28 protein-coding genes and 1 tRNA gene are annotated in these 26,745 nt (G+C 69.2%); 14 read left to right on the forward strand and 15 right to left on the reverse strand.

Going from position 1 to position 26,745, the window contains the following annotated elements; all coding sequences use genetic code 11:
- Positions 1–14 precede the first annotated feature (14 nt).
- From Y590_RS09755 to Y590_RS09770, 4 genes are all read right to left on the reverse strand, one after another.
- On the reverse strand, positions 15–896 hold the full coding sequence (locus Y590_RS09755) for a polysaccharide deacetylase family protein (protein ID WP_060769683.1): 882 nt from the start codon (positions 894–896) through the stop codon (positions 15–17).
- 176 nt (positions 897–1,072) lie between these two features.
- Positions 1,073–1,780 (reverse strand): Crp/Fnr family transcriptional regulator, encoded by a 708-nt coding sequence (locus Y590_RS09760; RefSeq protein ID WP_060769684.1) that lies wholly within the window; start codon positions 1,778–1,780, stop codon positions 1,073–1,075.
- A 251-nt stretch (positions 1,781–2,031) separates the two neighbouring features.
- Complete coding sequence (locus tag Y590_RS09765; protein WP_060769685.1) at positions 2,032–3,228, reverse strand: PepSY-associated TM helix domain-containing protein; 1,197 nt, start codon at positions 3,226–3,228, stop codon at positions 2,032–2,034.
- A 47-nt stretch (positions 3,229–3,275) separates the two neighbouring features.
- Complete coding sequence (locus tag Y590_RS09770; RefSeq protein ID WP_060769686.1) at positions 3,276–5,459, reverse strand: TonB-dependent siderophore receptor; 2,184 nt, start codon at positions 5,457–5,459, stop codon at positions 3,276–3,278.
- A 344-nt stretch (positions 5,460–5,803) separates the two neighbouring features.
- Between Y590_RS09770 and Y590_RS09775 the strand changes: the two genes are divergently transcribed.
- The 3 genes from Y590_RS09775 to Y590_RS09785 all read left to right on the forward strand — a co-directional run bounded on the left by Y590_RS09775 (position 5,804) and on the right by Y590_RS09785 (position 7,802).
- Entirely contained in the window at positions 5,804–6,304 is a 501-nt protein-coding gene (locus tag Y590_RS09775) for a hypothetical protein (RefSeq protein WP_060769687.1), read from the forward strand.
- Between the two features lie 147 nt (positions 6,305–6,451).
- Complete coding sequence (locus Y590_RS09780) at positions 6,452–7,057, forward strand: sulfite oxidase-like oxidoreductase (RefSeq protein ID WP_060769688.1); 606 nt, start codon at positions 6,452–6,454, stop codon at positions 7,055–7,057.
- Between the two features lie 13 nt (positions 7,058–7,070).
- A complete protein-coding gene (locus tag Y590_RS09785; protein ID WP_060772231.1) occupies positions 7,071–7,802 on the forward strand; it encodes a ferredoxin reductase in 732 nt (243 codons plus the stop codon).
- A gap of 178 nt (positions 7,803–7,980) precedes the next feature.
- On the opposite strand, the gene Y590_RS09790 is transcribed toward Y590_RS09785, so the two are convergent.
- Positions 7,981–8,358, reverse strand: coding sequence for a TIGR02300 family protein (locus Y590_RS09790; RefSeq protein ID WP_083530826.1), 378 nt, complete (start codon positions 8,356–8,358; stop codon positions 7,981–7,983).
- Positions 8,359–8,537: 179 nt separating this feature from the next.
- A complete protein-coding gene (locus Y590_RS09795; RefSeq protein WP_502689509.1) occupies positions 8,538–8,846 on the reverse strand; it encodes a hypothetical protein in 309 nt (102 codons plus the stop codon).
- Between the two features lie 341 nt (positions 8,847–9,187).
- Between Y590_RS09795 and aroA the strand changes: the two genes are divergently transcribed.
- Entirely contained in the window at positions 9,188–10,549 is a 1,362-nt protein-coding gene (aroA, locus tag Y590_RS09800; protein ID WP_060772232.1) for a 3-phosphoshikimate 1-carboxyvinyltransferase, read from the forward strand.
- Positions 10,546–11,214: a (d)CMP kinase gene (cmk, locus tag Y590_RS09805; RefSeq protein WP_060769691.1), complete on the forward strand. Its 669-nt coding sequence runs from the start codon at positions 10,546–10,548 to the stop codon at positions 11,212–11,214. The genes aroA and cmk overlap by 4 nt, the downstream gene beginning before the upstream one ends.
- 23 nt (positions 11,215–11,237) lie before the next feature.
- On the opposite strand, the gene Y590_RS09810 is transcribed toward cmk, so the two are convergent.
- A complete protein-coding gene (locus tag Y590_RS09810) occupies positions 11,238–11,573 on the reverse strand; it encodes a DUF167 family protein (protein WP_060769692.1) in 336 nt (111 codons plus the stop codon).
- A gap of 486 nt (positions 11,574–12,059) precedes the next feature.
- Between Y590_RS09810 and Y590_RS09815 the strand changes: the two genes are divergently transcribed.
- The 3 genes from Y590_RS09815 to Y590_RS09825 all read left to right on the forward strand — a co-directional run bounded on the left by Y590_RS09815 (position 12,060) and on the right by Y590_RS09825 (position 14,983).
- A tRNA-Thr gene (locus tag Y590_RS09815) sits at positions 12,060–12,135 on the forward strand.
- Between the two features lie 250 nt (positions 12,136–12,385).
- On the forward strand, positions 12,386–13,684 hold the full coding sequence (locus Y590_RS09820) for a hypothetical protein (RefSeq protein WP_060772233.1): 1,299 nt from the start codon (positions 12,386–12,388) through the stop codon (positions 13,682–13,684).
- 36 nt (positions 13,685–13,720) lie between these two features.
- Positions 13,721–14,983, forward strand: a complete 1,263-nt coding sequence (locus Y590_RS09825) for a glycosyltransferase (protein WP_060769693.1) — start codon at positions 13,721–13,723, stop codon at positions 14,981–14,983.
- 5 nt (positions 14,984–14,988) lie between these two features.
- Here Y590_RS09825 and Y590_RS09830 read toward each other — a convergent pair whose 3' ends face one another.
- Positions 14,989–15,765, reverse strand: a complete 777-nt coding sequence (locus Y590_RS09830; protein ID WP_060772234.1) for a creatininase family protein — start codon at positions 15,763–15,765, stop codon at positions 14,989–14,991.
- Between the two features lie 148 nt (positions 15,766–15,913).
- On the opposite strand from Y590_RS09830, the gene Y590_RS09835 reads away from it, so the two are divergent.
- A complete protein-coding gene (locus Y590_RS09835) occupies positions 15,914–16,855 on the forward strand; it encodes a sensor domain-containing diguanylate cyclase (RefSeq protein WP_060769694.1) in 942 nt (313 codons plus the stop codon).
- Here Y590_RS09835 and Y590_RS09840 read toward each other — a convergent pair.
- Positions 16,839–17,255 carry a CsbD family protein gene (locus tag Y590_RS09840; protein ID WP_060769695.1) on the reverse strand — a complete coding sequence of 139 codons (417 nt, stop codon included), beginning with the start codon at positions 17,253–17,255 and terminating at the stop codon, positions 16,839–16,841. The genes Y590_RS09835 and Y590_RS09840 overlap by 17 nt on opposite strands.
- Positions 17,256–17,386: 131 nt before the next feature.
- Entirely contained in the window at positions 17,387–17,590 is a 204-nt protein-coding gene (locus Y590_RS09845) for a CsbD family protein (protein ID WP_003600046.1), read from the reverse strand.
- Positions 17,591–17,893: 303 nt separating this feature from the next.
- On the opposite strand from Y590_RS09845, the gene oxlT reads away from it, so the two are divergent.
- From oxlT to Y590_RS09865, 4 genes are all read left to right on the forward strand, one after another.
- On the forward strand, positions 17,894–19,204 hold the full coding sequence (gene oxlT / locus Y590_RS09850; RefSeq protein ID WP_060769696.1) for an oxalate/formate MFS antiporter: 1,311 nt from the start codon (positions 17,894–17,896) through the stop codon (positions 19,202–19,204).
- 11 nt (positions 19,205–19,215) lie between these two features.
- Positions 19,216–19,980, forward strand: coding sequence for a fumarylacetoacetate hydrolase family protein (locus tag Y590_RS09855; protein ID WP_060772235.1), 765 nt, complete (start codon positions 19,216–19,218; stop codon positions 19,978–19,980).
- A 104-nt stretch (positions 19,981–20,084) separates the two neighbouring features.
- The gene (locus Y590_RS09860) at positions 20,085–21,092 is read left to right on the forward strand and encodes a 2-dehydropantoate 2-reductase (RefSeq protein WP_060769697.1); all 1,008 of its coding nucleotides are present in this window, start codon (positions 20,085–20,087) and stop codon (positions 21,090–21,092) included.
- A 2-nt stretch (positions 21,093–21,094) separates the two neighbouring features.
- The gene (locus Y590_RS09865; RefSeq protein WP_060772236.1) at positions 21,095–22,675 is read left to right on the forward strand and encodes an acyl--CoA ligase; all 1,581 of its coding nucleotides are present in this window, start codon (positions 21,095–21,097) and stop codon (positions 22,673–22,675) included.
- Positions 22,676–22,811: 136 nt separating this feature from the next.
- Here Y590_RS09865 and Y590_RS09870 read toward each other — a convergent pair whose 3' ends face one another.
- The 4 genes from Y590_RS09870 to Y590_RS09885 form a co-directional block, all read right to left on the reverse strand.
- On the reverse strand, positions 22,812–23,093 hold the full coding sequence (locus Y590_RS09870) for a hypothetical protein (RefSeq protein WP_003600059.1): 282 nt from the start codon (positions 23,091–23,093) through the stop codon (positions 22,812–22,814).
- Positions 23,094–23,348 carry a hypothetical protein gene (locus Y590_RS09875; RefSeq protein WP_060772237.1) on the reverse strand — a complete coding sequence of 85 codons (255 nt, stop codon included), beginning with the start codon at positions 23,346–23,348 and terminating at the stop codon, positions 23,094–23,096.
- 115 nt (positions 23,349–23,463) lie between these two features.
- Positions 23,464–23,829, reverse strand: a complete 366-nt coding sequence (locus Y590_RS09880; RefSeq protein ID WP_060769698.1) for a hypothetical protein — start codon at positions 23,827–23,829, stop codon at positions 23,464–23,466.
- A gap of 131 nt (positions 23,830–23,960) precedes the next feature.
- The gene (locus Y590_RS09885; protein WP_060769699.1) at positions 23,961–25,163 is read right to left on the reverse strand and encodes an MFS transporter; all 1,203 of its coding nucleotides are present in this window, start codon (positions 25,161–25,163) and stop codon (positions 23,961–23,963) included.
- A gap of 117 nt (positions 25,164–25,280) precedes the next feature.
- On the opposite strand from Y590_RS09885, the gene Y590_RS09890 reads away from it, so the two are divergent.
- A complete protein-coding gene (locus Y590_RS09890; RefSeq protein WP_060769700.1) occupies positions 25,281–26,183 on the forward strand; it encodes a LysR substrate-binding domain-containing protein in 903 nt (300 codons plus the stop codon).
- On the opposite strand, the gene Y590_RS09895 is transcribed toward Y590_RS09890, so the two are convergent.
- Entirely contained in the window at positions 26,167–26,556 is a 390-nt protein-coding gene (locus tag Y590_RS09895; protein WP_009864586.1) for a tautomerase family protein, read from the reverse strand. The two genes, Y590_RS09890 and Y590_RS09895, sit on opposite strands and share 17 nt — an antisense overlap.
- Positions 26,557–26,745 lie beyond the last annotated feature (189 nt).

Below are 26,745 nucleotides of genomic sequence, written 5' to 3' on the forward strand. Positions count from 1 at the left end.
CCTTTCGGCTCCGGTCAGGCCTGACGCGGGAAACGCTGGGCGAAATCGTCGGCCATCTCGTTCATGGTCACGAACCGCACGCCCTCGTGGCCCTTCATGTACGCGAACAGGCGCTCCAGCATCAGCAGCACCTGGGGCCGGCCGGCGACGTCCGGATGGATCGTCATCGGGAAGACGGCGTAGTCCATCTCGCGGTAGACCCAGTCGAACTGGTCGCGCCACATCTGCTCGATGTCGCGCGGGTTGACGAAGCCGTGGCTGTTGGGCGCCTTCTTGATGAACATCATCGGCGGCAGGTCGTCGAGATACCAGTTGGCCGGGATCTCGATGAGGCCGGTCTCGTGTCCGCGCTTCAGCGGTACCATCCAGTCGGCCGGCTTTCCGGCGTAATCGATCTTCGTCCACTGGTCGCCGACCCGCACGTAGTAGGGCGTGAAGTCGTCGTGCATCAGCGAGTGATCGTATTTGATGCCGCGTTCGAGCAGGAGTTCGTTGGTGACGTTGGAGAACTCCCACCAGGGCGCGACGTAGCCCGTCGGACGCCGGCCGGAGAGCCGTTCGACGAGGTCGATGCACTTATCGAGAACCTCGGTCTCCTGCTCGCGCGTCATCGCGATCGGGTTCTCGTGGCTGTAGCCGTGGATGCCGATCTCATGCCCGGCATCGGCGACCGCCTTCATCTGCTCGGGGAAGGTCTCGATCGAGTGGCCGGGGATGAACCACGTCGTGCGGATGTCGAGGCGCTTGAACAGCTTCACGAGGCGCGGTGCGCCCACTTCGCCGGCAAAGAGCCCGCGCGAGATGTCGTCCGGCGAATCCTCGCCGCCGTAGGAGCCGAGCCAGCCCGCGACCGCATCGACGTCGATGCCGAAGCCGCAGAGAATGTCCTTTGCCATCGGTCGCGTTTCCCTATGCCGTTCTGGGCGAGATAAATGTCTCTCACAAAACTCCCGCCGTGCTGTCATCGCCCGAGCGAGAACGCAAAGAGACCGGGAATTTTGTGATTCACTCCAAGGCGTCGGGATCGAACGGCGATGACGGTTGCGTTTCGTCCGGCGTCCTCACTCGGACTTTACCGGAACGGACCGATCAGGCGCTCGTACGCGGCTTCGGCGGGACCGTAGCTGCTTCCCGCGAGGTCGCACAGCAGCCCACGGTCGCGGACGGTGATCAGAGCACGCTTGGCCTGGATCGCGCCGTAGCCTTCGAGCGCCTGGATCGCCAGCGTCACGGTCGATCGCTGCGTCGCCAGCATGATCGACAGGAAATCGTGGGTGAGCGAGAGATCGTTGCCCACCAGCCGATCATGCGCCATCAGGATCCAGCGGGCCAGCCGCTCCTCGACGGAGTAGGCGCCGTTCGACATCGCCGTCTGGCTTATCGTCATCATCACCGTGTGAGTGTAGCGCAGCAGCAGGTCGTGCAGGGCGGGGCTGCTCCGGAGGGCGTCGCGGAACGCCTCGGCCCCGATCCGCAGCCAGGGGCCGCCGACCTGGACCAGAAGCTCGTGCGTGGCGTGATCCACCTTCAACACGCTAGCCGTGCTGACCATGCCCTCGGAGCCGAAGCAGCCGACCTCGATCCGCCGCCCCTCACCGGTGACGGCGACGTTCGACGACAATCCGGCTTCCGGAAAGTAGACGAAGTCCAGCGGATCCCCGACGGACCAGAGGATGTCGCCTCTTTGAACCTGGACACGCTCGAACTGCGGCAGGAGCTGTTCCAGCTCGCTGGGTGGCAACGCCTGAAGTAGGCGATTTCGTGGTGATGATACACCCATCGCTGGTTCCAGCCCCTCTCGCGTTCCTGCGGAAACGCAGGCCCTTGAACGTTGCGTTCGATGTTCCCGGACGGCGCACGGGCCGGCGCGACCGGACGATGCTCGCTCCCCTTGTTTTTGCATTATCCTTTTCCGAAGGCCGGCAACCACCTTTCGGGATGATGCTCTCGCGGAATCCGCGTTGGGGCGGTGGCTCTCCGGGCGACGATTCGGCATTCTTCAGGCCGACTTCGACCCGCGAAGCCGTGCCGTCATCCCCGCGCCGAGGCCTCGGCCGGCCGGGACGCCCGGCCGGTAACCCTTCGCCGTCCGGCCCGGCGGCGCAGCACATAGAGCGTCAGCCCGGTCGCGAAGAAGCCGGGGAGCGCGAGCGCCGCGAGGCAGAACAAGAGGGCGACGGGCGCGCCGAAGAAGCGCCCGCGATGCACTTCCAGCATGTTGTCGGCGATACGCGCGCCGAGGGCCGAGTCGGCGGCGCGCTTGTCGGAGAGCCGGACGCCGGTGCGGGCGTCGTAGGTGGTCTCGTTGCGCAGGTTCGAATCCGGGGCGTACCAGCGGATGCGGATCGCTGCGGCGTCCGGCCCCGGCAGGGTCAGGGTCGCGAGGGAGGCCGTGCGCGTGGCCCTAAACTCCGCCCAGGCGGTGTCGATGGCCGATGTCCCATCCGGCATCTTGCCATCCGCGATGTTGCCATCGGGGGGCTTGCCGCCGGGCGCGCGCTCTGCGGCCCGCGCCGGGGGGGCCGGGCCGGTCAGAAGCCATGTCGCGCCCGCGCGGTACCATTCATAGGACCACCACAGGCCCGACAGGGCGCTCACCGCGTAGACCGGCAAGAGCCATGTCCCGGCGACCGCATGCAGGGACCACCAACGGGCCCGGCCGGGCCGGGCGAGGTTCGGCCGGAGCCAGACCCGCCAGCCGTGCCGGCCGGGCCAGCGCAGATACAGCCCGCTGCCGAGGAAGAGGAGCAGAGCGAGGGTGCAGGCGCCGGTGATCGTGCGGCCCCAGCCCTTGCCCTCGCCGGGAAGCAGCAGCCAGCGGTGCAACGCCCGCACGGTGGCGAAGAACGCCTCGAGCCGCACGGGGCCGAGCAAGGACCCGTCGGCGGGGTCGGCGTAGACGGGCGAGGGCCGCCCGCCCGCCCGGTCGCGGGCAAAACGCGCCACGGCGCTTTGAACGGGATCGCCCGAAAGGGTCAGTGCGGAGACGCGCCGTCCCGGAAGCTGCGCCTCGATCCGTGCCGCCAGGGCCGAGGGCGTGAGCGGCGGCCGGTCCTGCGCCGACGAAACCTGCATCCGGTCGCGGTTGGCGAAGGCGGTGATCGCCTCTTCGTAGCTCATCAGCGCGCCCGTGAGGCCCGTCAGCGCGAGCACGAGCCCGGCGGTGAGGCCGAGCGCCCAGTGCAGGCGAAACAGAACGGTGCGGGCGGGAGAGAAGGCTGACGGCATGACGCTCCGAGAATGGACTCGTCCGATGATCCGGTGAGGCCGGCGCCTCAGTAGCGCGCCGTCAGGCTGGCAAGCACCGTCAGGGGCGCACCGGGCTGATTGTTGAACGCGTTGAACGGCTGCTCGATGTAGCGCCGGTCGGTGAGGTTGCGGCCGTTCACGGCGAAGCGCCAAGTCGGGTCGATCTCGTAGAACACGGTCGCGTCGAGGCGGGCATAGGCGCCGACCTTGTAGGTGTTGGTGATGTCGCCGAAGCGCTCGCCGACATAGGTCAGGCCGCCGCCGAAACCCCAACCGTGCAGGGGGCCGCCCTGGAACTGGTAGGTCGACCAGACGCTGGCGCTGAAGACCGGCGCCGCCGGCAGGCGGTTGCCGATGGCGACGGTCGCATCCTTCGTGACCTCCGCATCGAGATAGCCGATGCCGCCGATGATCTTCCAGCCCGGCAGGATCTCGCCGGCGATGTCGCCTTCGAACCCCTGCGAGCGCTGCTCGCCGGTGATGATCGAGAAGCCGGTATTGACCGGATCGGACGCGGCGACGTTCGCCCGCAGGATGCGGAAGGCGGCGGCACTCACCGTGAGCCGGTCGGGGATCAGGTCGAAGCGGGCGCCGACCTCCACCTGCTCGCCGGTCTCCGGGGGCGGGCTCGCGACGTTGAGGACGTTGGCGGTCTGCGGCACGAAGGAGGTGGTGTAGCTGCCATAGAGCGTGAGCGGCTCCACCGGCCGCCAGACGAGGCCGACCCGCGGTGAGACCCCGGTGAGGTTCTGCTCCGGCGGGATCGTCCGCGTGGTCGGGGTGCGCTGGAAATAGAGCTGGTCGGCCGTATCGAAACGCACGCCGAGCACGAGCTGCAGGCCGGGAAAGAACTCGATCTGGTCCTGCAGGTAGAGGCCGAACAGGCTGAGCTTCTGCCGCAGGTCGCTCTGCAGGGTGAGCGTGCCGATTTGCGGCACTGAGCCCCGGATCGGGTTGAGGAAGGAGACCGAGGTCGCGGCCCCCTGCGTCGTGAACGGATGGCGGAAGCCGTCCACGATCTCGAAACCGGCCAGGGCGGTGTGGCGGAAGCCGAGGGGATCGATGAAGCGCCCGACGGCCTCGGTCCGGCTGTCGATGGAGTGATAGATCGATTCGCCCTCGGTGAGGCGCCGCGTCACCGTGGTCCCGGTGGCGTTCACGCCCGTCGCCCGGGTCGCCAGGAGATTGAACGAGCCCCACTGGCCGTTGATCGTCTGCCGCAGGGTCAGGTTCTCGTTGACGTCGTGCTCGGCCAGCAGGGTGATCGCGTTCGCCTCGCCGTAGTAGCGCGACCACGGCTCGCCGTAGAAGCGGCGGACGTTGTCGAGCGGCACCCGGCCGCGCAACGCGATCAGGCCCTCGTCGTACTGGCTGTGCTGGCGGGTGAACTCGGCGTTGAGGTAGACCCGCGTCGAGGCGTCGGGCGTCCAGACGAAGGCCGGCGCGAAGAAGTGCCGGGAGTTTTCCGGGCCGCCGAAATCGCGGAAGGTCGCCTCGTTCTGCGTGCCGAAGCTGAAGCGTGCGGCGAGCCCCTCCACGCTCGGGATCGCGCCCGAGACCGAGCCCTGCACCCGGCGGAAGCCGAACGAGCCGCCCTGGACCGTCAGGTCGGCGGACGGCGTGAGGGTCGGCTGGCGGGTGACGATGTTGATGAGGCCGCCGGGATCGCCCTGGCCGTAGAGCACCGAGGCCGGGCCTTTGAGCACCTCAATCCGCTCGACGTTGGCCAGATCGCGCTGCGTCGGCTGAAACGTGTTGGCCGGGTTCAGCACCAGCCCGTCGATGGCGTAGGTCTGGGTGCGGAAGCCGCGCAGGATGTAGGTGTCGGAGCGGCCCTGGATCGTGCCCCCCGGCTGGACGTTGCTGACATTGGTGAGCGCGTCGGTCAGGCGCACGGCCTGCTGATCGACCAGAACCTCGCGCGGGACGACCTGGATCGATTGCGGCGTGTCGCGCAACGCCGTGTCCGTCCGCGTCGCGGTGGCCGAGCGCGCGGCGCGGTATCCGACGACGGGACCGCTCGCCCGCTCGCCGCTGCCCGTGACCGAGAGTTCGGACAAAACGGCCTCGGCGCCCTCCGGGGGGACGGTTTGCGCATGGACGCTCAACGGCCAGAGAAGGGCGAGGCCGAGCAGGGCGCGCGAGCCGGTGACGATCGCAGCCGACCCCGGAGTGACGGGATGCACTCTTCCCTGCGCTGCGTTGCTCATAGTGGTTCCGATGCGAGAGCCGGCTCCACGGAACCAGCACGGCGCGTTTACATATGTGGCTTTGCAGTCCGCAAGCGTATGATTGTCTATTTTGCAGGATTATTTCGATGGAGATCATGTCGTTGCGGCGGAACAACAATTTATTCCAAGTCTAAAGTAGAAACGAATCTGCGCCGGCCGCATGGCTTGGAAGTCATCGTTCGAACGGGATTCTGCGCCGCCGATGTCCGGGCCGTTCGGCGGCGGCGTCGCCCCGATGGAGCGCCGCTCGCCTCGCTTGCGCTTTCGTGTCTACAATCGCCACTACGATCCTCGCGCGATTGCCACGGCCGGGGCGCACCGACATGCGACGCCTTCTCAAGTTCCTGCACACGATGGGGGCGGTCGGGCTGATGGGGGCGATGGCCTGCCTCGTCATCCTCCTGAGCCACACCCCGCCTCCCGCCTCGCTCGCCGGCTACGCCCTGATGCGCGGGGCGATGGGCTCCGTCGCGACATGGATCTTCCTGCCCTCGCTCGGCCTGACGCTGATCTCCGGGCTGCTGGCGGTCGCGCTGCATCCGGGCTTTCGCGAGGCGGGGTGGGCCTGGGTCAAGCTCGCCACCGGCGTGCTGGTGTTCGAGGGCGGCTTCGTCGGCATCCAGGGGCCGATGCAGGAGGAGGCCCGGCGCAGCGCCGCCGCGCTCCGGGGCGAGATCGATCCCGCCACCCTCACGGGCGCGCTGGCGGCCGAGAGCAACACCCTCTGGGTGATCCTCGCCGTCGCGGTCGTCAACGTCGTGCTCGGCATCTGGCGGCCGCGCATCCTGCGGCTTCCGCGCCCCGACGTGTCACGGCCGGCCTGACGGCGTTTCGGCAAGACGCCTCGGGAACAGGGGTCGGCGCGGAACGCTTTCGGGCGAAGCTCCGTTGCCGCTCCTGGGGTTCGTATTGGATCGAGGGAGGCGGTGCGCCGGCACGGCTCCCGGCAGATGGGACGGCGGAGGAGCGTGATGGCGACGCGAGGCTTTACCGGGCGGCCCCCCGCCGCGGCGATCCGCGAACGGCTCCCGCCGGGTCAGTACCTCACCGACGATTTCCCCGTGCTCCAGCTTGGGCCCACGCCGCGGGTTTCGACCGAGGGCTGGCGCTTCACCCTGCGCCAGGGCCCGCGACCGCTGGCGAGCTGGACTTGGGAGGAGTTCGCGCAACTGCCCCGCACCCGTTGGAGCGGCGATATCCACTGTGTGACCAAGTGGTCGAAGTTCGATACCGCCTGGGAGGGCGTGAGCTTCGACGACATCCTGGCGGCGGCCGGTCTCGAGGCGCCGACGGGCTTCCTTCTGGCCGAAAGCCACGACGACTACACCACCAACCTGCCGGTGGCGGATCTGACCGGCGGCAAGGCGATGGTGGCGACCCATTACGACGGCAAGCCGATCCCGCCCGACCACGGTGGTCCCGCCCGTCTCCTCGTACCGCATCTCTATTTCTGGAAGAGCGCCAAATGGGTGAAGGGTCTGCGCTTTACCGAACGCGACGAGGCCGGGTTCTGGGAACTGCGCGGCTACCACATGTACGGCGACCCCTGGCGTGAGCAGCGTTTCAGCGGCGACTGAAGGATTGCCCGACGTGAACGGCATCGCGCCCTCGCCCTCGCCGTCACCCTGGCGGGAAGTGACGATCCGGGCGATCACGCCCGTGACGCCGCGGGTGAAAAGCTTCCGCTTCGACCCCCTGGATCGCCCGCACCGGGCCGGCCAGCACGTCGATGTGCGCCTCACCGCGCCCGGCGGCTACCGGGCGCAGCGCAGCTACTCCATCGCCTCGGCGCCGGATGATCCCGCCGGCATCGAACTGATGATCGAGGGGTTGGAGGCGGGCGAGGTTTCGGGCTTCTTCGACACCGTGGCCGAGGTCGGCGACACGATCGAGCTGCGCGGTCCTCTCGGCGCGTTCTCGTGGAGTCCGGCGGATGGCGGGCCGGTGCTGCTGATCGGCGGCGGCTCCGGCATCGTGCCGCTGCTGGCCATGGTGCGCGAGCGGACCCGGCACGCGCCCGAGGTGCCGATGCTGCTGATCTACTCCGTGCGCAATGCCGCCGAGGCCATCGCCCGGGCGGAACTCGCCGCGCTCTCCCGCGACGAGACCGGCTTCGACCTGACCCTGCTCCTGACCCGCGAGGGGCCGACCGCGGGCCGGCGCATCGACCGCGTGATGATCGACACAGCGATCGAGTGCCTCGGCATGCCGCGCCACGTCTTCGTCTGCGGCGGCAACGGCTTCGTCGGCGCGGTCGCCGATCTGCTGGTGGATGCGGGCGTGAAGCCGGGCCTGATCCGCACGGAGCGGTTCGGCGGCTGACGTCGTTCCGGTTCGGGTGTCCGGAGAGGGAAGGGCGCAGAGATCGGCCTTCCGAAGCACGGTTGCCTGCCTGTCCGAGGCAGGCCTGCGAGGGAGCCGGCCCGGATCGGAACCGGCTCTGTCCACTCACGCGAACGCGCCCGTTTCGCCGAACCGGTCTCCCGGTCCGGCGGCGCACTCAGCCTTCCTCGTCGCCATCCGTATCGTTGTCGATCAGATCGGAGACGTCGTCGTCGCCATCCTCTTCCTCGAGGAAGGTGTCGTCGTCCGCTCCCCCGGCGGCGTTGTCGCCACCCTCTTCGTCGTCCACGGCGATATCGGCATCGTCCTCGCTGGCCTCGGCCTCGTCGAGGGAGACGATCTCCGGGCCGCTCTTCTCGTCCTCGTCCTCGTCCTCATCCGTGGCGCGGCTGGCGACGGGCGGGGCGACGCGGGACGTCGCGACTTGGTAGATCGTGCCGCATTTCGGACAGGTCGCCGGATCACGGTCGAGATCGTAGAACTTGGCACCGCAATTCATGCACTGGCGTTTGACGCCGAGTTCCGGTCTAGCCACGGCTGCGCACCTCTGGGGACGGATAACGGAAAGGATCCGGGGGAGGGGCCCCGTTAGTCGCAGCCTCCGTCCATGTCAAACGCCGTATCGCGTGTCATGCCGCGTTGTGCGCCGAGCGGCTTGTCGAAGGGCGAAGCCGGGCGCTGGCGAGAACGGTTGCGACGAAGGATGGGGCGGTGTCAGGCGCGACGCGCCCACTTGTTCTGCCGCCGCTCGACGGTGACCCGCAGGAGCCGGCCGAACGGCGTATCGCCCACCCGTCCGTCGCGGACGAACCCATGAAGGACGGCTTCAAGGGCGACGATGCGTTCGCTGGGGTGGCGATAGGCGCTCTCGAGTTCGTTCAAGGCTTCGAGAATGCATGTTCCAGCCGCCGAATCGGCGATGGCCGAAGCATGATCAACCTTGCGGAGGCATTGGCGCACGGGCGTCATCGGCAGCACCATAAACACATGCCAGGCGTTGTCGAACGCTCGATGCTGCGCCAAGCCTGCACCGCCCCTCCTTTGCACAGAATCGTATGAACGAAATTCAGTGGAGTGCCGCGCGGTGCCTGATCGGCCGTGGCAGCATTGTCCGCAGACGGCGGTTTATCGCTGGAGGCTGGGGTGCTCCGGCAGGATCGTACGCTAACGGCGAAGCGGTCGAGCGAGCCGTGGCGCGGGTTCCAGCGGCACCATATGAGGCCGTCGCCGGCCTTCCGGATGACGCGAGCCGGTCCGCATGGTAACGGGCGCCCGTCACGCCGGACCCGTCCGGCGGGCGGCTCTCGGTGCCCTGGCGGTGCCGACACGCCTCAGCGCAGCGCTTGAGCAAGACGCAGATTCCCGTGTCGCACGATTCCGAACCGCAGGCTGTCACCGCGTATCCCGGAGGCCCCTTGAACGGGGCCCTGAAGCCGCCGGGCGACAAGTCGATCTCCCACCGGGCGATGATCCTCGGGCTGCTCGCCATCGGCGAGACGCGGGTCGAAGGGCTTCTGGAGGGCGACGACGTGCTGCGCACGGCCTCCGCTGCCAAGGCGCTCGGGGCGCAGATCACCCGCGAGGGCGAGGGGCGCTGGCGGATCGTCGGCGTCGGCATCGGTGGGATGCAGGATCCGGACGGCGTGCTCGATTTCGGAAATGCCGGCACCGGCTCGCGGCTGATGATGGGCGTCGTCGGCGGCCAGCCCGTGATCGCAACCTTCGACGGCGATGCGAGCCTTCGCAAGCGGCCGATGCGGCGCATCCTCGATCCGATCCTGAAGATGGGCGCCGAGATCGTGTCCGAGGCCGAGGGCGGGCGCGTGCCGCTGACCCTGAGGGGGCCGCGCGAGGCGATTCCGATCCACTACGAACTTCCGGTGGCTTCGGCGCAGATCAAGTCGGCGGTGCTGCTCGCCGGGCTCAACGCGCCGGGCACCACCACCGTCATCGAGAAAGCGGCGTCCCGCGACCATACCGAGCGGATGCTGCGCCTGTTCGGCGCGGAAGTGACCGTCACACCGTCGGGCGAGGGCGGCCATGGCCGTACCGTCACGCTGACCGGCCAGCCGACCCTGCGCGGCACCGATGTGGTTGTGCCGGCCGATCCGTCCTCGGCCGCCTTCCCGCTGGTGGCGGCGCTGGTCGTGCCGGGCTCCGAGGTGATTCTGCGCGGCGTGATGATGAACCCGCTGCGCACCGGCCTCATCACGACGCTGATCGAGATGGGCGCCGAGATCGAGCGCCTCGACGAGCGCGAGGAGGGGGGCGAGACGGTGGCCGACCTGCGGGTGCGCGCGAGCCGCCTGAAAGGCGTCGATGTGCCGGCCGAGCGGGCGCCCTCGATGATCGACGAATATCCGATCCTGGCGGTCGCCGCCGCGTTCGCCGAAGGCACGACCCGGATGAACGGCCTGCACGAATTGCGGGTCAAGGAATCCGATCGGCTCGCGGCGGTCGCCGCCGGGCTCGCCGCCAACGGCGTCACCCACGCCATCGAGGGCGATGACCTGATCGTGACCGGCGAAGGGCAGGCGCCCGCGGGCGGCGGCACGGTCGCAACCCATCTCGATCACCGCATCGCCATGGCCTTCCTCGTCCTGGGGCTCGCCGCCAGGAGCCCCGTCACCGTGGACGACGGCGCGATGATCGCCACGAGCTTCCCGAGCTTCCGCCCGACCATGCTGGCGCTCGGCGCCCGGATCGAGGACGGGGCCGCGGCATGATCCCGGATGAGATCGCTGTGCACCGGGACAACGCGCGCCTCGTCATCGCCATCGACGGCCCGGCCGCCTCCGGCAAGGGCACGCTCGCCAAGCGGCTCGCCCTCCATTACGGCCTGCCCCATCTCGATACCGGCCTGCTCTACCGCGCGGTCGCGCTGACCCTGCTCGACGCGGGGGCCGACCTCGACGACACGGGAGCGGCGGCGCGGGCGGCCTCCGACCTGTCGGCGGAGCGGCTGTCCGACCCGCGCCTGCGGGAGCGGGCGATGGGCGAGGCGGCCTCGCGGGTCTCCTCGGTGCCGGAGGTCCGCGCCGCCCTGCTGTCCTGGCAGCGGCGCTTCGCCGAAGCGGCGGAGGGAGCGGTGCTCGACGGACGCGACATCGGTACCGTCGTCTGTCCGGATGCGCGGGTGAAGCTGTTCATCACCGCCGCTCCGGAGGAGCGGGCGCGCCGCCGCCATCGCGAGCTGCTCGGCCGCGGCGAGGAAACCACCCTCGCCGCGATCCTCGCCGACATCCGCGCCCGCGACGCCCGCGATTCGAGCCGCGCCGCCGCCCCGCTGAAAGCCGCCGAGGATGCGGTGGTGCTCGACACGACCGAACTCGACGCCGAGGCCGCCTTCGCCGAGGCGGTCGCCATCGTCGAGCGGCTCAAGGCTGCCTGAGAGGTCCGCCCGTCTCGCCGAGTTTACCCGCCGAGCCAAGTTTCTCCGTGGAGCCAAGCCTCCACCCGCGCCGCGAGGATCTGCGGATCGCCTGAGAGATGCAGGCGCTTGGTGCGGGAGGCCTCCCCGGAGATCAGCGTGACCTCCGCCTTCCGCAGCCCCAGGCTCTTGGCGACGAAGGCGGTCAGCGCCGCGTTGGCGGCGCCCTCGACCGGTGGAGCCGCGACCCGCAGGGACAGGACCGGCCGTCCGCTCGCCTCCGTGCGGACGCCGTCGAGTCCGGTTCGGCTGGCTCGCGGTGTCAACCGCACCGCCAGGACAAGGCCGTTCGCCTCGAGGGTGAAGGGGCTTTGCGTCATGAAGGTCTCGCGGGCTCCGCTGCTCGATCGGGCGGATATGCTCCCGTGCCGACGCGTATCCGTCCTGCCGAGCGGATTGTCATCGGGACAATCAGCGGACCATCGGTTCGGCTTGCGCTCATGCGCGCTGCGCCCCCCGGCGGCGCGTTCGCGGTGATCCTCGGGCCTGCGCGGCGCGCGGCAGCCTCGAAGGTCAGTGGGGCCGGGGTCCAGGGGCACCCGCAAGCAGCCTGAGAACACCCGTCCGCAGGCCGCCTCGCCTCCGACGCGGGCCCACCGCCGCTTCGCCCGTGTCCAGGCCTGAACCGGGCGTTCGATCGGATCCCGTGCGGATGGGCTCTACGCCGGCTTGACCTCAATGCTTGAGCTTGTCACCGAGGCAAGTTCAGTTGTGCGCAATATACAGATTGGGGATTGAACAAGTGGAGTTGGCGGCTGGGGATGCGCTTGCGCCGTTCGGGGCGGGCTGATAGCGGGTTGTACGCTGCCGGTTTAGCTCAGTTGGTAGAGCAACCGCCTTGTAAGCGGTAGGTCGCGAGTTCGAGTCCCGCAACCGGCACCATTCCGCCCGCGATCTTGCAGACATGTCGGGCAGCGCGCGAGCACTGTCCCCGTCGGCGGCTGGCCTGTCCAAGATGCGGCGCAGGACAAAAATCTTTACCTTCGCGTGAGGCCGAGACCAAGAGCGCAGCATTTGCGCCCTTTCCGCAACTTTCAGAGTTGTAACGGATGATGGTGCATTTGGAAAAGGTTTGAGGCTCTTTCCGCAGGCGGCTGACGTGTTCGGCCACGGCGTGAGGGCCGTCATCCGGATGGGGGCGTTCGGACGTATGCGGAAATCGCTGAGTTTCACGCCGCCGGATCTGCAGGAGGCCCGGCCGGAGCCGGTGCGCCGCCGCTACGTCTTCTACATTCCCGGCTATGATCCGGAGGCGAAGACCCGCTACCGGCTGCTCTTCGTGCGGGAATGGGCCCGCTACACCAAGCGGTTCGGCGGCAGGCGGGAGATCTCCCGCGCGCAGTCGAGCGAGGACGGGCTGGTCCAGAGCTGGACCGTCAGTGCGCCCGAGCAGGGCGACGGAGCGGAGACCCGCTACGACGTGCTTTTGTGGGACGACATCGTCGCCGCCGACTTCGCCCGTTCCCGCTTTCTCAGCGTGGCGCTTCTCGTCGCCGGCACCCTGCACATGATCCTGAGCGGCCTGCTGTTTCGCTTCTACCGGCTGCACTGGAAATACGGCAACGTCATCCTCTACCCCTTCGTGATGGTGATCCTGCTCACCGCCCTGTCCCTCGTCATCGGGGGGGCGGTGCATGCCCATCTCGGCGACGGATTCGGTCACAGCCTCCGATGGCCGCTCTGGGTCTCGCTGCCCCTGGCGGTGGTCGCGGGCATCGTCTGGATCAAGGCGATCGAAGCCTTCCTGAACCGCGTCTTCTTCTGGCAACTCCTGAACGACTGGGTGTTCAACTGGCAGCACGGCCAGGGCTGGCGGCCCGATTACGAGCGCCGCCTCGATGCCTTCGCTGCGCATATCCTGTCCGCCCTCGCGGCGCGGGCCGCGGCGGGGGAGGCGACCGACGAGGTGATGATCGTCGGCCATTCCTCCGGCGGGCTGACGGCGGTCGAGGTTGCGGCCCGCGTGCTCGCCCGTGACGGGACGATCGGCATCTCCGGCGCCAACCTGTCCCTCGTAACGCTCGGATCCGGTCTGCCGCTCGTGGCGATGCAGCCGGCGGCCACTCGCCTGCGGGCGGAGATCGCGGGCCTCGTCACGGAGCGGCGCATCGTCTGGTGCGATTTCCACGCGCCCCAGGATTGGATGAACTTCCCCGGCTTCAATCCGCTGCTCCACCTCGGCCTCGACCTGCACGGGCAACCGGTCGCCAATCCCCTCGTGCGCTCGGCGCGCTTTCGCGACCTGATCTGCCCGGAGACCTACCGGCGGGTACGCTTCCGTCCCTTCCGGATGCATTTCCAGTTCCTTCTCGCGAACGAGCGGCCCGGCGCCTACGATTTCTTCGCGATGACCTTGGGCCCGCAGCGGCTGCGCGAGCAGGTGCTCGCCCCCGCTGCATGCCCCGAACGTGAGCCCGCCCTTCCGCTCTGATCCGGTCCGTCCGGACGCCAGCCGGCACTGAGGTCGATGCAGGCTTTCATCGTTGCCGTCGGCAGTCACGGCGATGTCCTGCCACTCCTTGCGATCGCGGCCGAGCTGCGACGGCGGGGGCATGCGATCACGCTGGCGGCGCCCGCTCCGTTCGCGGCCATGGCCGCCCGGGCGAATCTGCCGTTCTTCGCCCTCGGGACGGAGGACGACTACCGGCTCGCCGCGACCGAGACCGAACTCTGGCGACCCTGGCGCGGCGTTGGAGCGATGTTCCGCCATGTCTCGGCGGCGACCGAGCCGGTCTATGAGTGGCTCGCCAGGGAGGCACGGCCCGGCGAGAGCATCGTACTCGCCTCGACGCTGGCGCTCGGGGCGCGGGTGGCTCAGGAAAAGCTCGGGCTGGACGTTGTCACGGTGCATCTCATGCCGTTGCTCGCCCGGAGCCGCACCGATCCGCCGATCCTGCCCGGCCTCCCGCTCTCCGAGCGGCTGCCGGCGCGCTTCCGGCATTGGATCGGACGCGGGGCCGACCGTTTCGTGATCGGGCCCGCCGCCCTGCCGGCCCTGAACGAATTTCGCGCGAGGCTGGATCTGCCGCCGGTGCTCCGGCTCCGCCGCTGGTGGAGCAGCCCGCAGCGCGTCCTGTTCGCCTTTCCGCGATGGTACGCCGCGCCGCAGCCGCACCGGATGCCCCAATCGCTGCAGGTCGGCTTCCCGCTCGCGGATCGCTTCGGCGATGTCGCCGAGCCGGAGCCCGCCGTCGCGCGCTTCCTGGACGAGGGGCCGCCGCTGGCCTTCACCTACGGATCGGCGATGTCGGGGAGCCAGGGCTTCTTCCGCACGGCGCTGCGGATCTGCGAAAGGCTCGGACGGCGCGGCCTCCTCCTGGCGCCGCAGGGCGGCCAGGTGCCGACGGACCTGCCTGCGGGCATGCTGCACGTCCCCTACGCTCCGTTCAGCCGCGTGCTACCGCGCTGCGCGGCGCTGATCCACCATGGTGGGATCGGTACCGTCGCACAGGCGCTCGCGGCCGGAATCCCGCAACTGGTGGTGCCCGTCGCCTTCGATCACTTCGACGAGGCGCGCTGGCTGCAACGGCTCGGTGTCGGCACTTCCTTGAGCCGCCGCCGCTTCACGCCGGCCCGCGCGACGTCCACTTTGCGCCGGCTGCTGACCGATCCGCACGTCGCCCAGGCCTGCGCGGCGGCCAAGGCACGGATGGCGCAGGAGGATGGCGTCGGGGAGGCCTGCGACGCGGTCGAAGCCTTCGCTCGAACGGTCCGATCGTCCGCTGCCTGATGCCGCTATAGCGAAAACCGATCGACCTCCTCCAGCAGCCGCACGAAGGCCTGCGCGCCGTAAGCGAGGGCGGCCTCCCCCGCTTCCGCCGTGCCGAGGCGGGCGTCCCCGAGAGCCCCGGACGGGTGGAGGTCTTCCGTCTTCCAGGCGAAGGCCGCCGGGCGGCCGGCGCGCAGCAGCGCGAAGTCGCGCTCCATCGCCACCGTGCGGGGCTCGAAATCCTGGATGTGTTCCTGCCGCACGAGGTCGGGCCGCAGCGCCAGCATCAAGGCGGTCTCGATGCCGCCGGCATGGATGCCGTGGCGGATCTCAACGGGCGGAAACAGCCCCTCGGGCAGGCCGAGCCGGCTCCACGAGGTTGTGACCGCGACCATCCCGAGTCGGCTGCGCAGCTCGCCCGCGACGAGGTCGATGAGCGCGCTATTGCCGCCGTGGGAGGAGACGATCACGAGCTTCGTGCAGCCCGCCCGGTGCAGACTCGCGCCGATCTCGGTCCAGGCCGCAAGCGCTGTCGGCGCGGTCAGGGTCAGCGTGCCGGGGAAGGAATCGTGCTCATCCGACTTGCCGACGGCGTGGACCGGCAGGAGCAGCACGTCGAGCGCCTCCGGCACCTGCGGTGCGACCCGCGCGAGATAGCCTTCCGCGATCAGGGTGTCGGTGCCGAGCGGCAGGTGCGGCCCGTGCTGCTCCACCGCGGCGACCGGCAGGACCGCGATGGTTCGGCTCATGTCGCGGGCACGGATCTCCGCCGTCGTCAGGTCGAGCCAGGATCGCGCCGGCATGCTGTCATCTCCGTTGTCGCGGGTCGAGCGCCGCGCCGGCTCGTTCATGCGCTCCCGGCTTCCATCGAGCGGAGACCGCATCAACCACGCGTTAGTCAAGCTGGCTTAACGGTCGCCGGATTGCGTCCATCGCCATTGCCGAATTGCCATGAACACTTTTCCTTATAACAGGCTTGGCGTGATGCCCTCCGACCCCGGTGCGGCGAATGACGACTCGTCCGAGGCGATGCGCCGGGAATTGGCCCGCCTGCGGGAGATGCTGGAGCAGAACTCGGACTGGATCTGGGAGGTCGATGCGCAGGGGCGCTACACCTACGCCTCGCGCCAGTGCGTCGCTCTGCTCGGCCGCGAGCCGGAGGAGGTGTTGGGTCGCACACCCTTCGACTTCATGCCGCCGGACGAGGCCGAGCGGGTGGGCCGGATCTTCGGCGCCATTGCCGCCGAGCGGCGGCCCTTCACCCAGCTTCTCAACCGCAACCTGCGCAAGGATGGCAGCCTCGTCGTGCTGGAAACCAGCGGCGTGCCGCTGCTCGGTCCCGACGGCGCGTTGCGCGGCTACCGCGGCATCGACCGGGATGTGACCGAGCGGGAGGCGGCGAACGAGCGGCTCCGCCATCTCGCCCGACACGACGACCTCACGGGCCTGCCGAACCGGATGTATCTGCGTGGGCATCTCGCGAAGCAACTGGCCGCCGGACAGCGCCCCGGCGTGCTCTGCCTCGATCTCGACGGCTTCAAGCCCGTCAACGATCGCCTCGGCCACGCCGCGGGCGATCGCGTTCTGACGGAGATCGGCCGCCGCCTCGCCGAACTGGCGGCTTCGCGGGGCCTGTTCGCGGCGCGGCCCGGCGGCGACGAATTCGTTCTGATCGTGCCGGACGGCGTGGACCTGTCGCCCGAGGCCGTTCGTGCGGTCATCGCTGCACCCATCGCCGTCCACGCCGAGACGGTGCGGATCGGCGCCAGTCTCGGCCTCGCTTCGGCACAGGGCCCTGAGGACACGGTCGATGCCCTGCTCGCGCGGGCCGACCGTGTCCTCTACGAGGCCAAGGAAGCGGTCAGGCGGGCTGGCGTCAGCGACGGCGGCTGAGGAGCCAGCCGAGGCCGAAGGCCGCCGCGGCGACCAGTGCCAGGGTCGTGCCGCGGTTCTCTTCCGCCTGCGATGCGAGGGCGCGACCGCGCCGGTTCGCCTCGTCGCGCAGATGCCGCCCGCGGGCATGGGCCTCGTCGTGGAGGTGGCGACCCCGTTGCGCGGCCTCGTCACGCAGGTGCCGGCCGCGGGAGACCGCTTCGTCGGCGAGACGGTAGCCGTCCTCGTAGATGTCCTCGGCCCGCTCGCGGGTCCGGCCATAGGCCGACTGCGCCACGCCCGCGACCTGTTCGTAGGCACCCTCGACCTGCGGACGGGCCCGGCCTGCCACGGCGCCGAGCACGGTGCGACCGCGGCCCTTGAGGTTGCGGAAGCGGCCCTCGATCTGGTCCCTGTTCATGATAAATTCCTTTTGATCAAATGACTGCCGAGCCCACCCAATGATGGGGCCCGAAACGAAGAAGCCGCACCCGGTCGGGTGCGGCTCCGGCCGTCGGATCTTGGATCGGAAAGTCCCGCCGGCCTCGTGCCTTAGAGCTTGCTCTTCACCGCATCGGCGGCGTTCTTCACGCCCTCCTTGGCCTCGCCGACGGTGCGCTGGGTCTTGCCCTCGAGCTCCTGCGCCTTGCCTTCGGCCTGCAGCTTGTCGTTGCCGGTCACATTGCCGACGCCCTGCTTGACGTTGCCGGCGACTTCGTTGGCAGCGCCCTTGATCTTGTCGGTCGTGCTGCTCATCGCGTTTCTCCGTTCATGGGTCTGACGCCGCGTCGCGACGCTCTCGGCACACTGAACGGCAGCTTCGATCGCTTGGTTCCACTCCTATGATGCGGCGTGCATCGGCGCACACACGCTGGCCGTGGCCTTCATGGCGGCCAACGCGGTGGCCGCGTTCAAAAAATATCTGCGCGGTGGCCAAATATTTTCCTGTCAGCGCTTGGGTCACGAGCGGTTACGTATGCGGTATCCAAAATTCCAATATGGCTAAGCCGGGCACCCGTTCCGGTCCGCCAAGAAGACGTGAGTTCGAGGGACCGCTCCATGGCCGTTCAAGCCGCCGATCCATTACCCGGCGCTAGCGCTTATTCCGCCTCGCGCGCCGATTCGCCTCTGGGCGGGCGCTGGGGACAGCTCATCCTCGGCGTGCTGTGCATGTCGATGATCGCCAACCTGCAGTACGGCTGGACGCTGTTCGTCAATCCGATCAACGACAAGTACCAGTGGGGCAAGCCGGCGATCCAGGTCGCCTTCACGATCTTCGTCCTCACAGAGACCTGGCTCGTGCCGATCGAGGGCTGGTTCGTCGACAAGTACGGCCCGAAGGTCGTCACCCTGTTCGGCGGCGTGCTCTGCGCCATCGGCTGGGCGATGAACTCGGTCGCCGACTCGCTGTGGTTCCTGTATCTGGCCGCCGCCATCAGCGGCATCGGTGCGGGCGCGGTCTACGGCACCTGCGTCGGCAACGCCCTCAAGTGGTTTCCCGACCGCCGCGGTCTGGCCGCCGGCCTCACCGCCGCGGGCTTCGGCGCGGGCTCGGCCCTCACCGTCATCCCGATCGCCGCGATGATCCGCGACAGCGGCTACGAGCAGACCTTCCTCGCCTTCGGCCTCGGCCAGGGCATCGTCGTGATGGTCGCCGCTCTGCTGCTCTCCTCGCCGAGCGCCGCCTACAAGGAGCGGATGCTGGCCGGCCGCGTGTCCCCCAACGCGACGAGCCGCCGCCAGTACTCGTCGGCCGAGATGGTCCGCACCCCGGTCTTCTGGCTGATGTACGCGATGTTCGTGATGATGGCCGCCGGCGGCTTGATGGCGACGGCCTCGCTCGCGCCCATCGCCAGGGACTTCCAGGTCGATTCGATCCCGGTCTCGCTCATGGGCCTGACCCTGCCGGCGCTGACCTTCGCGCTCACCATCGACCGGGTGCTCAACGGCGTGACCCGGCCGGTCTTCGGCTGGATCTCCGACCGGATCGGGCGTGAGAACACCATGTTCGCCGCCTTCATGATCGAGGGTGCCGGCATCCTGGCGCTCGGCATGTTCGCCCACTCGCCGATGGCGTTCGTGCTGCTCACCGGCCTGGTGTTCTTCGCCTGGGGCGAGATCTACTCGCTGTTCCCCTCGACCTGCGCCGACACCTACGGCGACAAGAACGCCACCGCCAATGCCGGCCTGCTCTACACCGCCAAGGGCACGGCCTCGCTGATGCTGCCGGCCTTCCTGGCGATCCAGACCGCGACCGGCTCCTGGCAGAACGTGTTCTACCTCGCCTCCGGCATGGCCTTCGTCGCCGGCTTCCTCGCGCTCTTCGTCTTGAAGCCGATGCGCGCCCGCTTCGTGGCCCGCAACCAGTGACGGAGGCGACCGTGACGCGCTGGATCGGCTTCGTCCACGACGGCGAGCCCGGCTTCGGCCGGCTCGACGGAGAGCGGATCGCGGTCTGCGAGGGGGACCTGTTGGGCGAGAACAGATCCACGGGGCAGGTGCTGGCGCTCGCGGATGTGAGCGTCGGCCTGCCCTGCCGGCCCTCGAAGATGATCGCTCTGTGGAACAACTTCGGGGCGCTCATGGAAAAGCAGGGCCTGTCGCGGCCCGAGGCGCCCCTGTTCCTGATCAAGCCCGCCAACACCTACCGGCCCTCCGGCGCAACCGTGGCGGTGCCGGAGGCGGCGGGCCGGGCGCTCTACGAGGGCGAACTGGGCATCGTGATCGGCAAGCGGGCCCGTGATCTCACCGAGGAGGAGGCCGCTGGCCACGTCTTCGGCTTCACCTGCGTGAACGACGTCACCGCTTCGGCGATCCTCAAGGCGGATGCGAGCTTCACGCAGTGGACCCGCGCCAAGGGCCTCGACGGCTTCGGGCCGTTCGGTCCGGTCATCGCCACCGGGCTCGACCCTGCGGCGCTGACCGTGCGGACCCTGGTGAACGGTCGCGAACGTCAGAACTTCCCGATCGGCGACATGCTGATCCCGGTCCCCCGGCTCGTGGCGCAGCTCTCGCAGGGCATGACGCTGGAGCCGGGTGACGTGATCGCCTGCGGTACCTCGGTCGGGTCGGGGCCGATCCCCAAAGGCGCAACGGTCGAAGTGGTGATCGAGGGCGTTGGAACGCTCTCGAACCGGTTCGATTAAAGTCACGCTCAAGCAAAAGTGGTCTCCGCGGCCGGACGGAACCGGCCTCGAACGGCGTTTCAGAACAAAGCCGGCGGAGCGGAAACGGCAGCACGGGTGAGAATATGAGCATCGCGATCGTCGGCGCCGGCGCCATCGGCGGATATCTCGGAGTCAGGCTGGCGGAGGCCGGCGAGGACGTGACCTTCATCGCCCGCTCCAACGCGGCGGCGATCCAGGCGGACGGCATGCGCCTGATCGAGGAGGACGGCACCGAGATCCACTCCACATCCGTCAAGGCGACCCGCTCCATGCAGGAGGCGGGCGTGCACGAGGTCGTGCTGCTGACCGTGAAGGCGCATCAGGTCGGCCCGATCGCCGCGGACCTGCATCACCTGATCGGTCCCGACACCGTCGTGGTGACGATGCAGAACGGGATTCCGTGGTGGTATTTTTTGGGTGGATACAGTGGAGACCATGCCGGCACGCGGCTGGAAAGCGCCGATCCCGGCGGGTTGATCGCCGACCATCTCGACCCCAGGCACATCATCGGCTCGGTGGTCTATCCGGCGACCGTTCTCACCGATCCCGGCACCGTGAAGGTGATCGAGGGCAACCGCTTCGGTCTCGGTGAACTCGACGGCTCGAAATCGGAGCGGGTGCTCGCCCTGTCGCAGCGCCTCGCCAAGGCCGGTTTCCGCGCGCCCGTCACCAGCGATATCCGCGCCGAGATCTGGCTCAAGCTGTGGGGCAATCTCAGCTTCAACCCGATCTCCGCACTCACGCACGCGACGCTGGAAGACATCTGCCGCTTCCCCGACACGCGGGCCATCGCGGCCGAGATGATGCGCGAGGCCGAGGTCATCGCCAATCGGCTCGGCGTCACCTTCCGCCTCGGCATCGACAAGCGCATTGCGGGGGCCGAGAAGGTCGGCCCGCACAAGACCTCGATGCTGCAGGACGTCGAGGCCGGCCGGCCGATCGAACTCGAAGCCCTCGTCGGCTCGGTGATCGAACTCGGCCGCCTCACCGGCACCCCGACCCCGCATATCGACACCGTCTTCGCCCTGATGCGGCTCCTGGCCCAGAGCCTGGAGCGTGCCAACGGCCGCCTCGCGATCCAGGGAGCATGACGATGCTTCTGCCCGAACCTTCCGCCCTTCTCCCCACCGATTCCAAGGAGGCCAGCGTGCCCGCGACGACTCTTCACGAGCTGATCCAGGCCGGCGCCGATGCGGCCCCCGCCCTGTCGAGCCCCGGCGGCGTGCCGCTGACGTTCCAGGCCCTGCGGGCGCTGACCGAGCGCACGGTCGCCGACCTCAACGCCCGCGGCATCGGCCGCGGCGACCGCGTCGCGATCGTGCTGCCGAACGGATCCGAAATGGCCGCCGCCTTCATCGCAGTGGCCGCCGGCACCACTTCCGCGCCGCTCAACCCGAGCTACAAGGCCGACGAGTTCGAGTTCTACATGAGCGACCTCGGGGCCAAGCTCCTGCTGGTCGCGGAGGGCTCCGAGTCGCCGGCCGTCGCCATCGCGGAGAAGCTCGGCGTGTCGGTGGCCCGCCTGCGGCCGACCCCGGAGGAGGGCGCCGGCAGCTTCACGCTGCATTTTGCCGGCGAGAGCGCCGGTCCGGCGGCGAAGAGCGGACCCGCCGGTTCGGACGACATCGCGCTGGTGCTGCACACCTCCGGCACCACCTCGCGGCCGAAGATCGTGCCGCTGACGCAGGCCAATGTCTGCGCCTCGGCGCGCAACATCCGCACCGCGCTGGCCTTCGGGCCCGAGGATCGCGGCCTCAACATCATGCCGCTGTTCCACATCCACGGCCTGATCGCCGGCATCCTCGCCCCGCTCTCGGTCGGCGGCCAAGTGTCCTGCACGCCGGGCTTCAACGCGCTGAAGTTCTTCGGCTGGATGGATGAGGTGCGCCCCACTTGGTACACCGGCGTGCCGACCATGCATCAGGCGATCCTGGGCCGGGCCGCGCGCAACCGGGAGATCATCGCGAAGAACCCGCTGCGGTTCATCCGCTCCTCCTCCTCGTCCCTGCCGCCGCAGGTGATGAAGGAGCTGGAGGAGACCTTCGGCGCGCCCGTCATCGAGGCCTACGGCATGACCGAGGCCGCGCACCAGATGGCCTCGAACCCGCTGCCGCCCAAGCCCCACTATGCGGGCTCGGTCGGCCTCGCGGCGGGCCCGGAAATCGCGGTGGTCGATATGGACGGCGAGCCGCTGCCCGCGGGCGAGACCGGCGAGATCGTCATCCGCGGCGACAACGTGATGAAGGGCTACGAGAACAACGACAAGGCCAATGCCGAGGCCTTCACCAAGCAGGGCTGGTTCCGCACCGGCGACCAGGGCGTGCTGTCGCCCGAGGGCTACCTCTCGATCACCGGGCGCCTCAAGGAGATCATCAACCGCGGCGGCGAGAAGATCAGCCCTCGCGAGGTCGACGAGATCCTGATGGACCACCCGGCGGTGTCGCAATGCGTCACCTTCGCGGTACCGCACGACAAGCTCGGCGAGGATGTGGCCGCCGCGATCGTTCTGCGCGAGGGCGTCGAGGCGGTGGAGAAGGATATCCGCAGCTTCGCCTCGGAGCGTCTGGCCGCCTTCAAGGTGCCGGCCAAGATCCTGATCCTCGACGAGATCCCAAAGGGCGCCACCGGCAAGCTCCAGCGCATCGGGCTGGCGCAGAAGCTCGGGCTCGTCTGAGGCTTCCGCCTGATCCGGGGGCCGCCCGCGGTTGCCCGGATCGCTTTGCCGACCGAAGCATGGGTCGGAATCAAATGAGAAAGGGCCGGCGGATGAACCGCCGGCCCTTTCTGCGTTCTCGCCGAGTGCGAAAAACTCAGTTCCGGGCGGCCATCATGTCGTGGGACAGGACGGTGAGCTTGCCGATCAGGCTCGCCACGTCGCCGTGGGCGCAGGACCACTGCGTGCCGATGGCGCTGCCGTCGTTCGAGACCGAGACCACGGCGACCGAGCGCAGCTTGCCCTCGCGGGCGAGCTTGAGCTGATCCTGAAGCACCTCGATGATCGAGGCGACGTTCTCGTCGGCTACCGCCTCGGCGGCGGCAGCGGGGAAGGGGACTACGGCGGCGTCGTTGAGGGCGCGATCGAACTTGGACATTCAGGCAACTCGACGATGCTTGAGGGAGGTGCGGCCGAGAGGTCCGGCCTGGAGACGATCCACGAGGAAGGCGAGGCGATCGGGCAGGGCGCCGTCCTTATCGACGGACAGGCGCTTGCCGATGGCGGAGGCGACACCTTTGGTCACCCGGCTGACGACGGGCCGCTCAAGGCAGGATACCGTCTGCAGTCGGTCCGTTCGGTTCGGGTCGGCGCTCGGATCAGCCATCGCTTCCTCGCTCTCGGACGATTGCATGAGCTGATCCTGCGCGCCGCATCGCGTCATGAAAATGGCACCGGACCGGCCACGCTTGCGCATTTCCCTGGCTGTGACGTGAAAGCGACACTTGCCGGGGCCGGTCCGGACACGCTCAACGCGGATCCTGCCAGCCGGAACGGACCGGTGCGGCGGCGCTCGCGCCACCGGTGGTCATCGCCCGCGGCGCCTCGGAGCGGGCGACCGCCGGCTCGGCCATCGCCGCGCGGCGGGGCGCACGGACCGAGCGGCGCAGGGCGGCGCGGCGCTTGCGGGTGGAACGGGGACGCGCGCTGCTGTTCGAGCCGATGAAGCCACCGGCCACCGCCCCCACCACGGCGCCGACCGGCCCGGCCACGAGCGCACCGGCCACGGCGCCGGCTCCGACACTCATCGCCGTCCGGTTCTCGGCCTGCGCGGGTGCGGACATGCCTGCGAGCAGCAAAAGGCCGGCACAGGCGCCGAGGCAGGTTCTTCGCATCCGGTTCGTCCCCTCGAAAAGCACTTCGAGGACGCCCTTGACGTTCGATCTTGACGAAAGGTTGACCTGATTTTGTTTCGTGACTTGGCCGTATAGACGAAGACGAAGGCTGAATTCGCGTTTGTTCTTGCTCAAGCCTGGCCGCTGGCCGCGAGCGACCGGCGCAATCGAAGGACCAGCGGAACGATGGCGAGCGCCGTGGCGGCGGCAGCCAGGAGGCCGACGGCCGGGCCGGCCCTGTCGCCCAGCGCCCCGTAGGCGATCGGCGCGAGGCCGCCCGATCCGATCACCGCGGTGTAGAACAGCGCGAACGCCCGGCCGACATCCCCCCGCGGCGCGAGATCCGGCACCGTCCCGTAGAGCACCGAGGAGGTGCCGTTGAGGACGAGGCCGAGGAGCGGCAGCAGGGCCAGGGTCGGCCCGAGCGGCAGGACGTGGAGCGCGGCGATCCCCAGGGCGGTGGCCGTCTCTGTCGCGACGACGCAGGGCACGATGCCGAGCCGCTCGCCGAGCCAGCCGCACACCGCCTTGCCGAAGGCGCCGCCGGAAAACACGAGGGCGAGGGCGAGCCCGGTGGTCGTGCCCGTGCCGCCCTTCGCCTCCAGCAGGAAGGGCAGGAACAGCAGGGTCCCCATCCGCGTGGCGGTATCGAGAGCGCCGACCGTCATCAGGAGCGCGAAGCCCCGGCCCTTCCCACCGCTCCCGCCGGCGCGCGGGGGGGCGGCGGCCAGCGATCCCCGCGGCAGGACGAGGACGAGCGCCAAAGCCGCGGCGAGGCCGACCGCCGCCATCAGCCCGGCGACCGGCCGCCACGCCATCACCCCGAGCAGCAGCGCGACGGCGACCGGAAACACCGCCTTCCCGAGATCGCCGGCGAAATTGTAGATCCCGAGCGGCCCGCGCGCGGCGCCGCCATAGGCCTGCGCGACGAGGAGCGAGGCGCGGGGATGCTGGAGGCTCGCACCGATCCCGGCAAGCACCAGGCCGGCGCAGAGCCCGAACAGGCTGCCGCTCAGCGCCATGACGCCGAAGCCCGCCGCGGCGACGAGGGTCGAGACGGTAAGGCTCACGCGGATCGGCCAGCGCGCCGCCAGCCGGTCGGCGGGGATCTGCAGCCCGCCCATGGTCGCGTAGTAGAGGCTGCGCAGGACAGCGAGCCCGGCATAGCCGAGGCCGAACTCCGTCTGCCAGACCGGCAGCAGCACGTAGAGCAGGTCGGTGTAGCCGTCGTGCAGGGCGTGGGCGAGGCAGGCCCCGCCGAGGCTGCGCCGCTTGAGGTCGGGGCTCGCGCGATCCGCTCGCTGGAATCCATCGAGTCGAAGGGCCTGGCTCACACGAAAATCTCCGGCTGCGATTGCGCGGCGATCCTAGACTTGTGAGTTTTGCGCGATGAGAGCCAATCGCCTCACGGGTTCCGTGCGGTTTGCTCACGGATTGCGAGGGCGAGGGACATGCGCCGGTTACCGCCGCTGCACGCGTTGCAGGTGTTCGAAGTCGCCGCCAGGGCCGGCAGCTACGCGCAGGCCGGGCTCGAACTCGGGCTGACCCACGGCGCGGTGAGCCGGCAGGTCGCCGCCCTGGAGACGTGGCTCGGCCAAAGGCTTTTCGTGCGGGTCGGGCGACGGATGGTGGCGACCCCGGCGGCACGCGTCTTCGCCGAGGAGATCAGCCTGTCCTTCGATCGGCTCACGGCGGCGGCGGAAGCGTGCGGACGGCCCCAGGCGCCGCGCGTTCTGCGGGTCAGCGCGCCCGCAACCTTCGCGATGCGCTGGCTGATCCCGCGCCTCGACGACTTCCATGCGGTTCGTCCCGGCACGGAGGTCAGGGTCACCACCACGACGACCTTGCAGGATGCGCTGCGCGGCGGGTTCGACCTCGCGATCCGGCGCGGCCCCGAGCCCTGGCCACAGCACCGCGCCGTGCCATTCCTGACGGAGACCGACACGCTGGTGGCAAGCCCCGCTTTGCTGCGGGACAAACCGCTCGCGACGTTGCGCGACCTCGACGCTCACATCCTCCTCGGCACCGAGACCCGGCCGGGGGATTGGAGCGACTGGCTGACGGCCGCCGAGGTGACGCTTCCCGGCGGCGTGCGCCGCCGGGTCTTCGACCACTTCTTCGTGACACTTCAGGCGCTTGAGGACGGTGCAGGCCTCGGCATCGGGCCGTTTCCCGTGCTCGATCGGATGGTCGCTGCGGGCCGGCTCGTCGCGCCTTTTCCGGAAATCCGGGTCGGGCGCGCCGCCTACTTCGCTCTGACGCCGTTCGATGCCGACAAGTCGCCCGCGCTCACCGCCTTCGTCGACTGGCTCGTGGCGGAGGGCGAGCGGCCGGGGCTCACAATTCCCCGGTGAGGAACTGCGCCCGGCCGTGCCCGAACGACCAATCCTCGTCGGTGTTCTCCACCGTCGAGACCATCACGTCGGCGGGGGCGATGCCGCAGGCAGCCTGCAACTTCTCGGTCAGCAGCCGGTAGAACAGCTCCTTCTTCTCACGTCCGCGCGGCCGGGTGATCATCTGCACCACGACCACATCCCGCGTGCGGGGGATGTCGAGGCCGGTATCCTCCACGATCATCCGCGAGGGCTTGTGCTCGGTCACGATCTGGTAGCGGTCGCCCGGCGGCACCTGAAAGGCTTCGAGCATCGCCTCGTGCGCGGCGTCGAGAAGCGCCTTCAGTTCCGCGTCGCTGCGGCCCTCAATCAGGTCGAAACGCATCAAGGGCATGGGATTCTCCAGAATGAAGCGTCGTCCCCAACGGGGAAACGAGGCCGAAATACGGATCGGGCGCGTCGCCCAAGATCCGAGATCCGGACGGCGGCGCCGCAAGGCGAGGTTGCGCCCTCTGGCGGTTGCCGGGCGCTCGCGGTTAAATAGCTTCGCTTCCGGCCGCTTCCAACCGATCGGGATTGTTCG

Source organism: Methylobacterium sp. AMS5 (genome assembly GCF_001542815.1).
Lineage (GTDB): Bacteria > Pseudomonadota > Alphaproteobacteria > Rhizobiales > Beijerinckiaceae > Methylobacterium.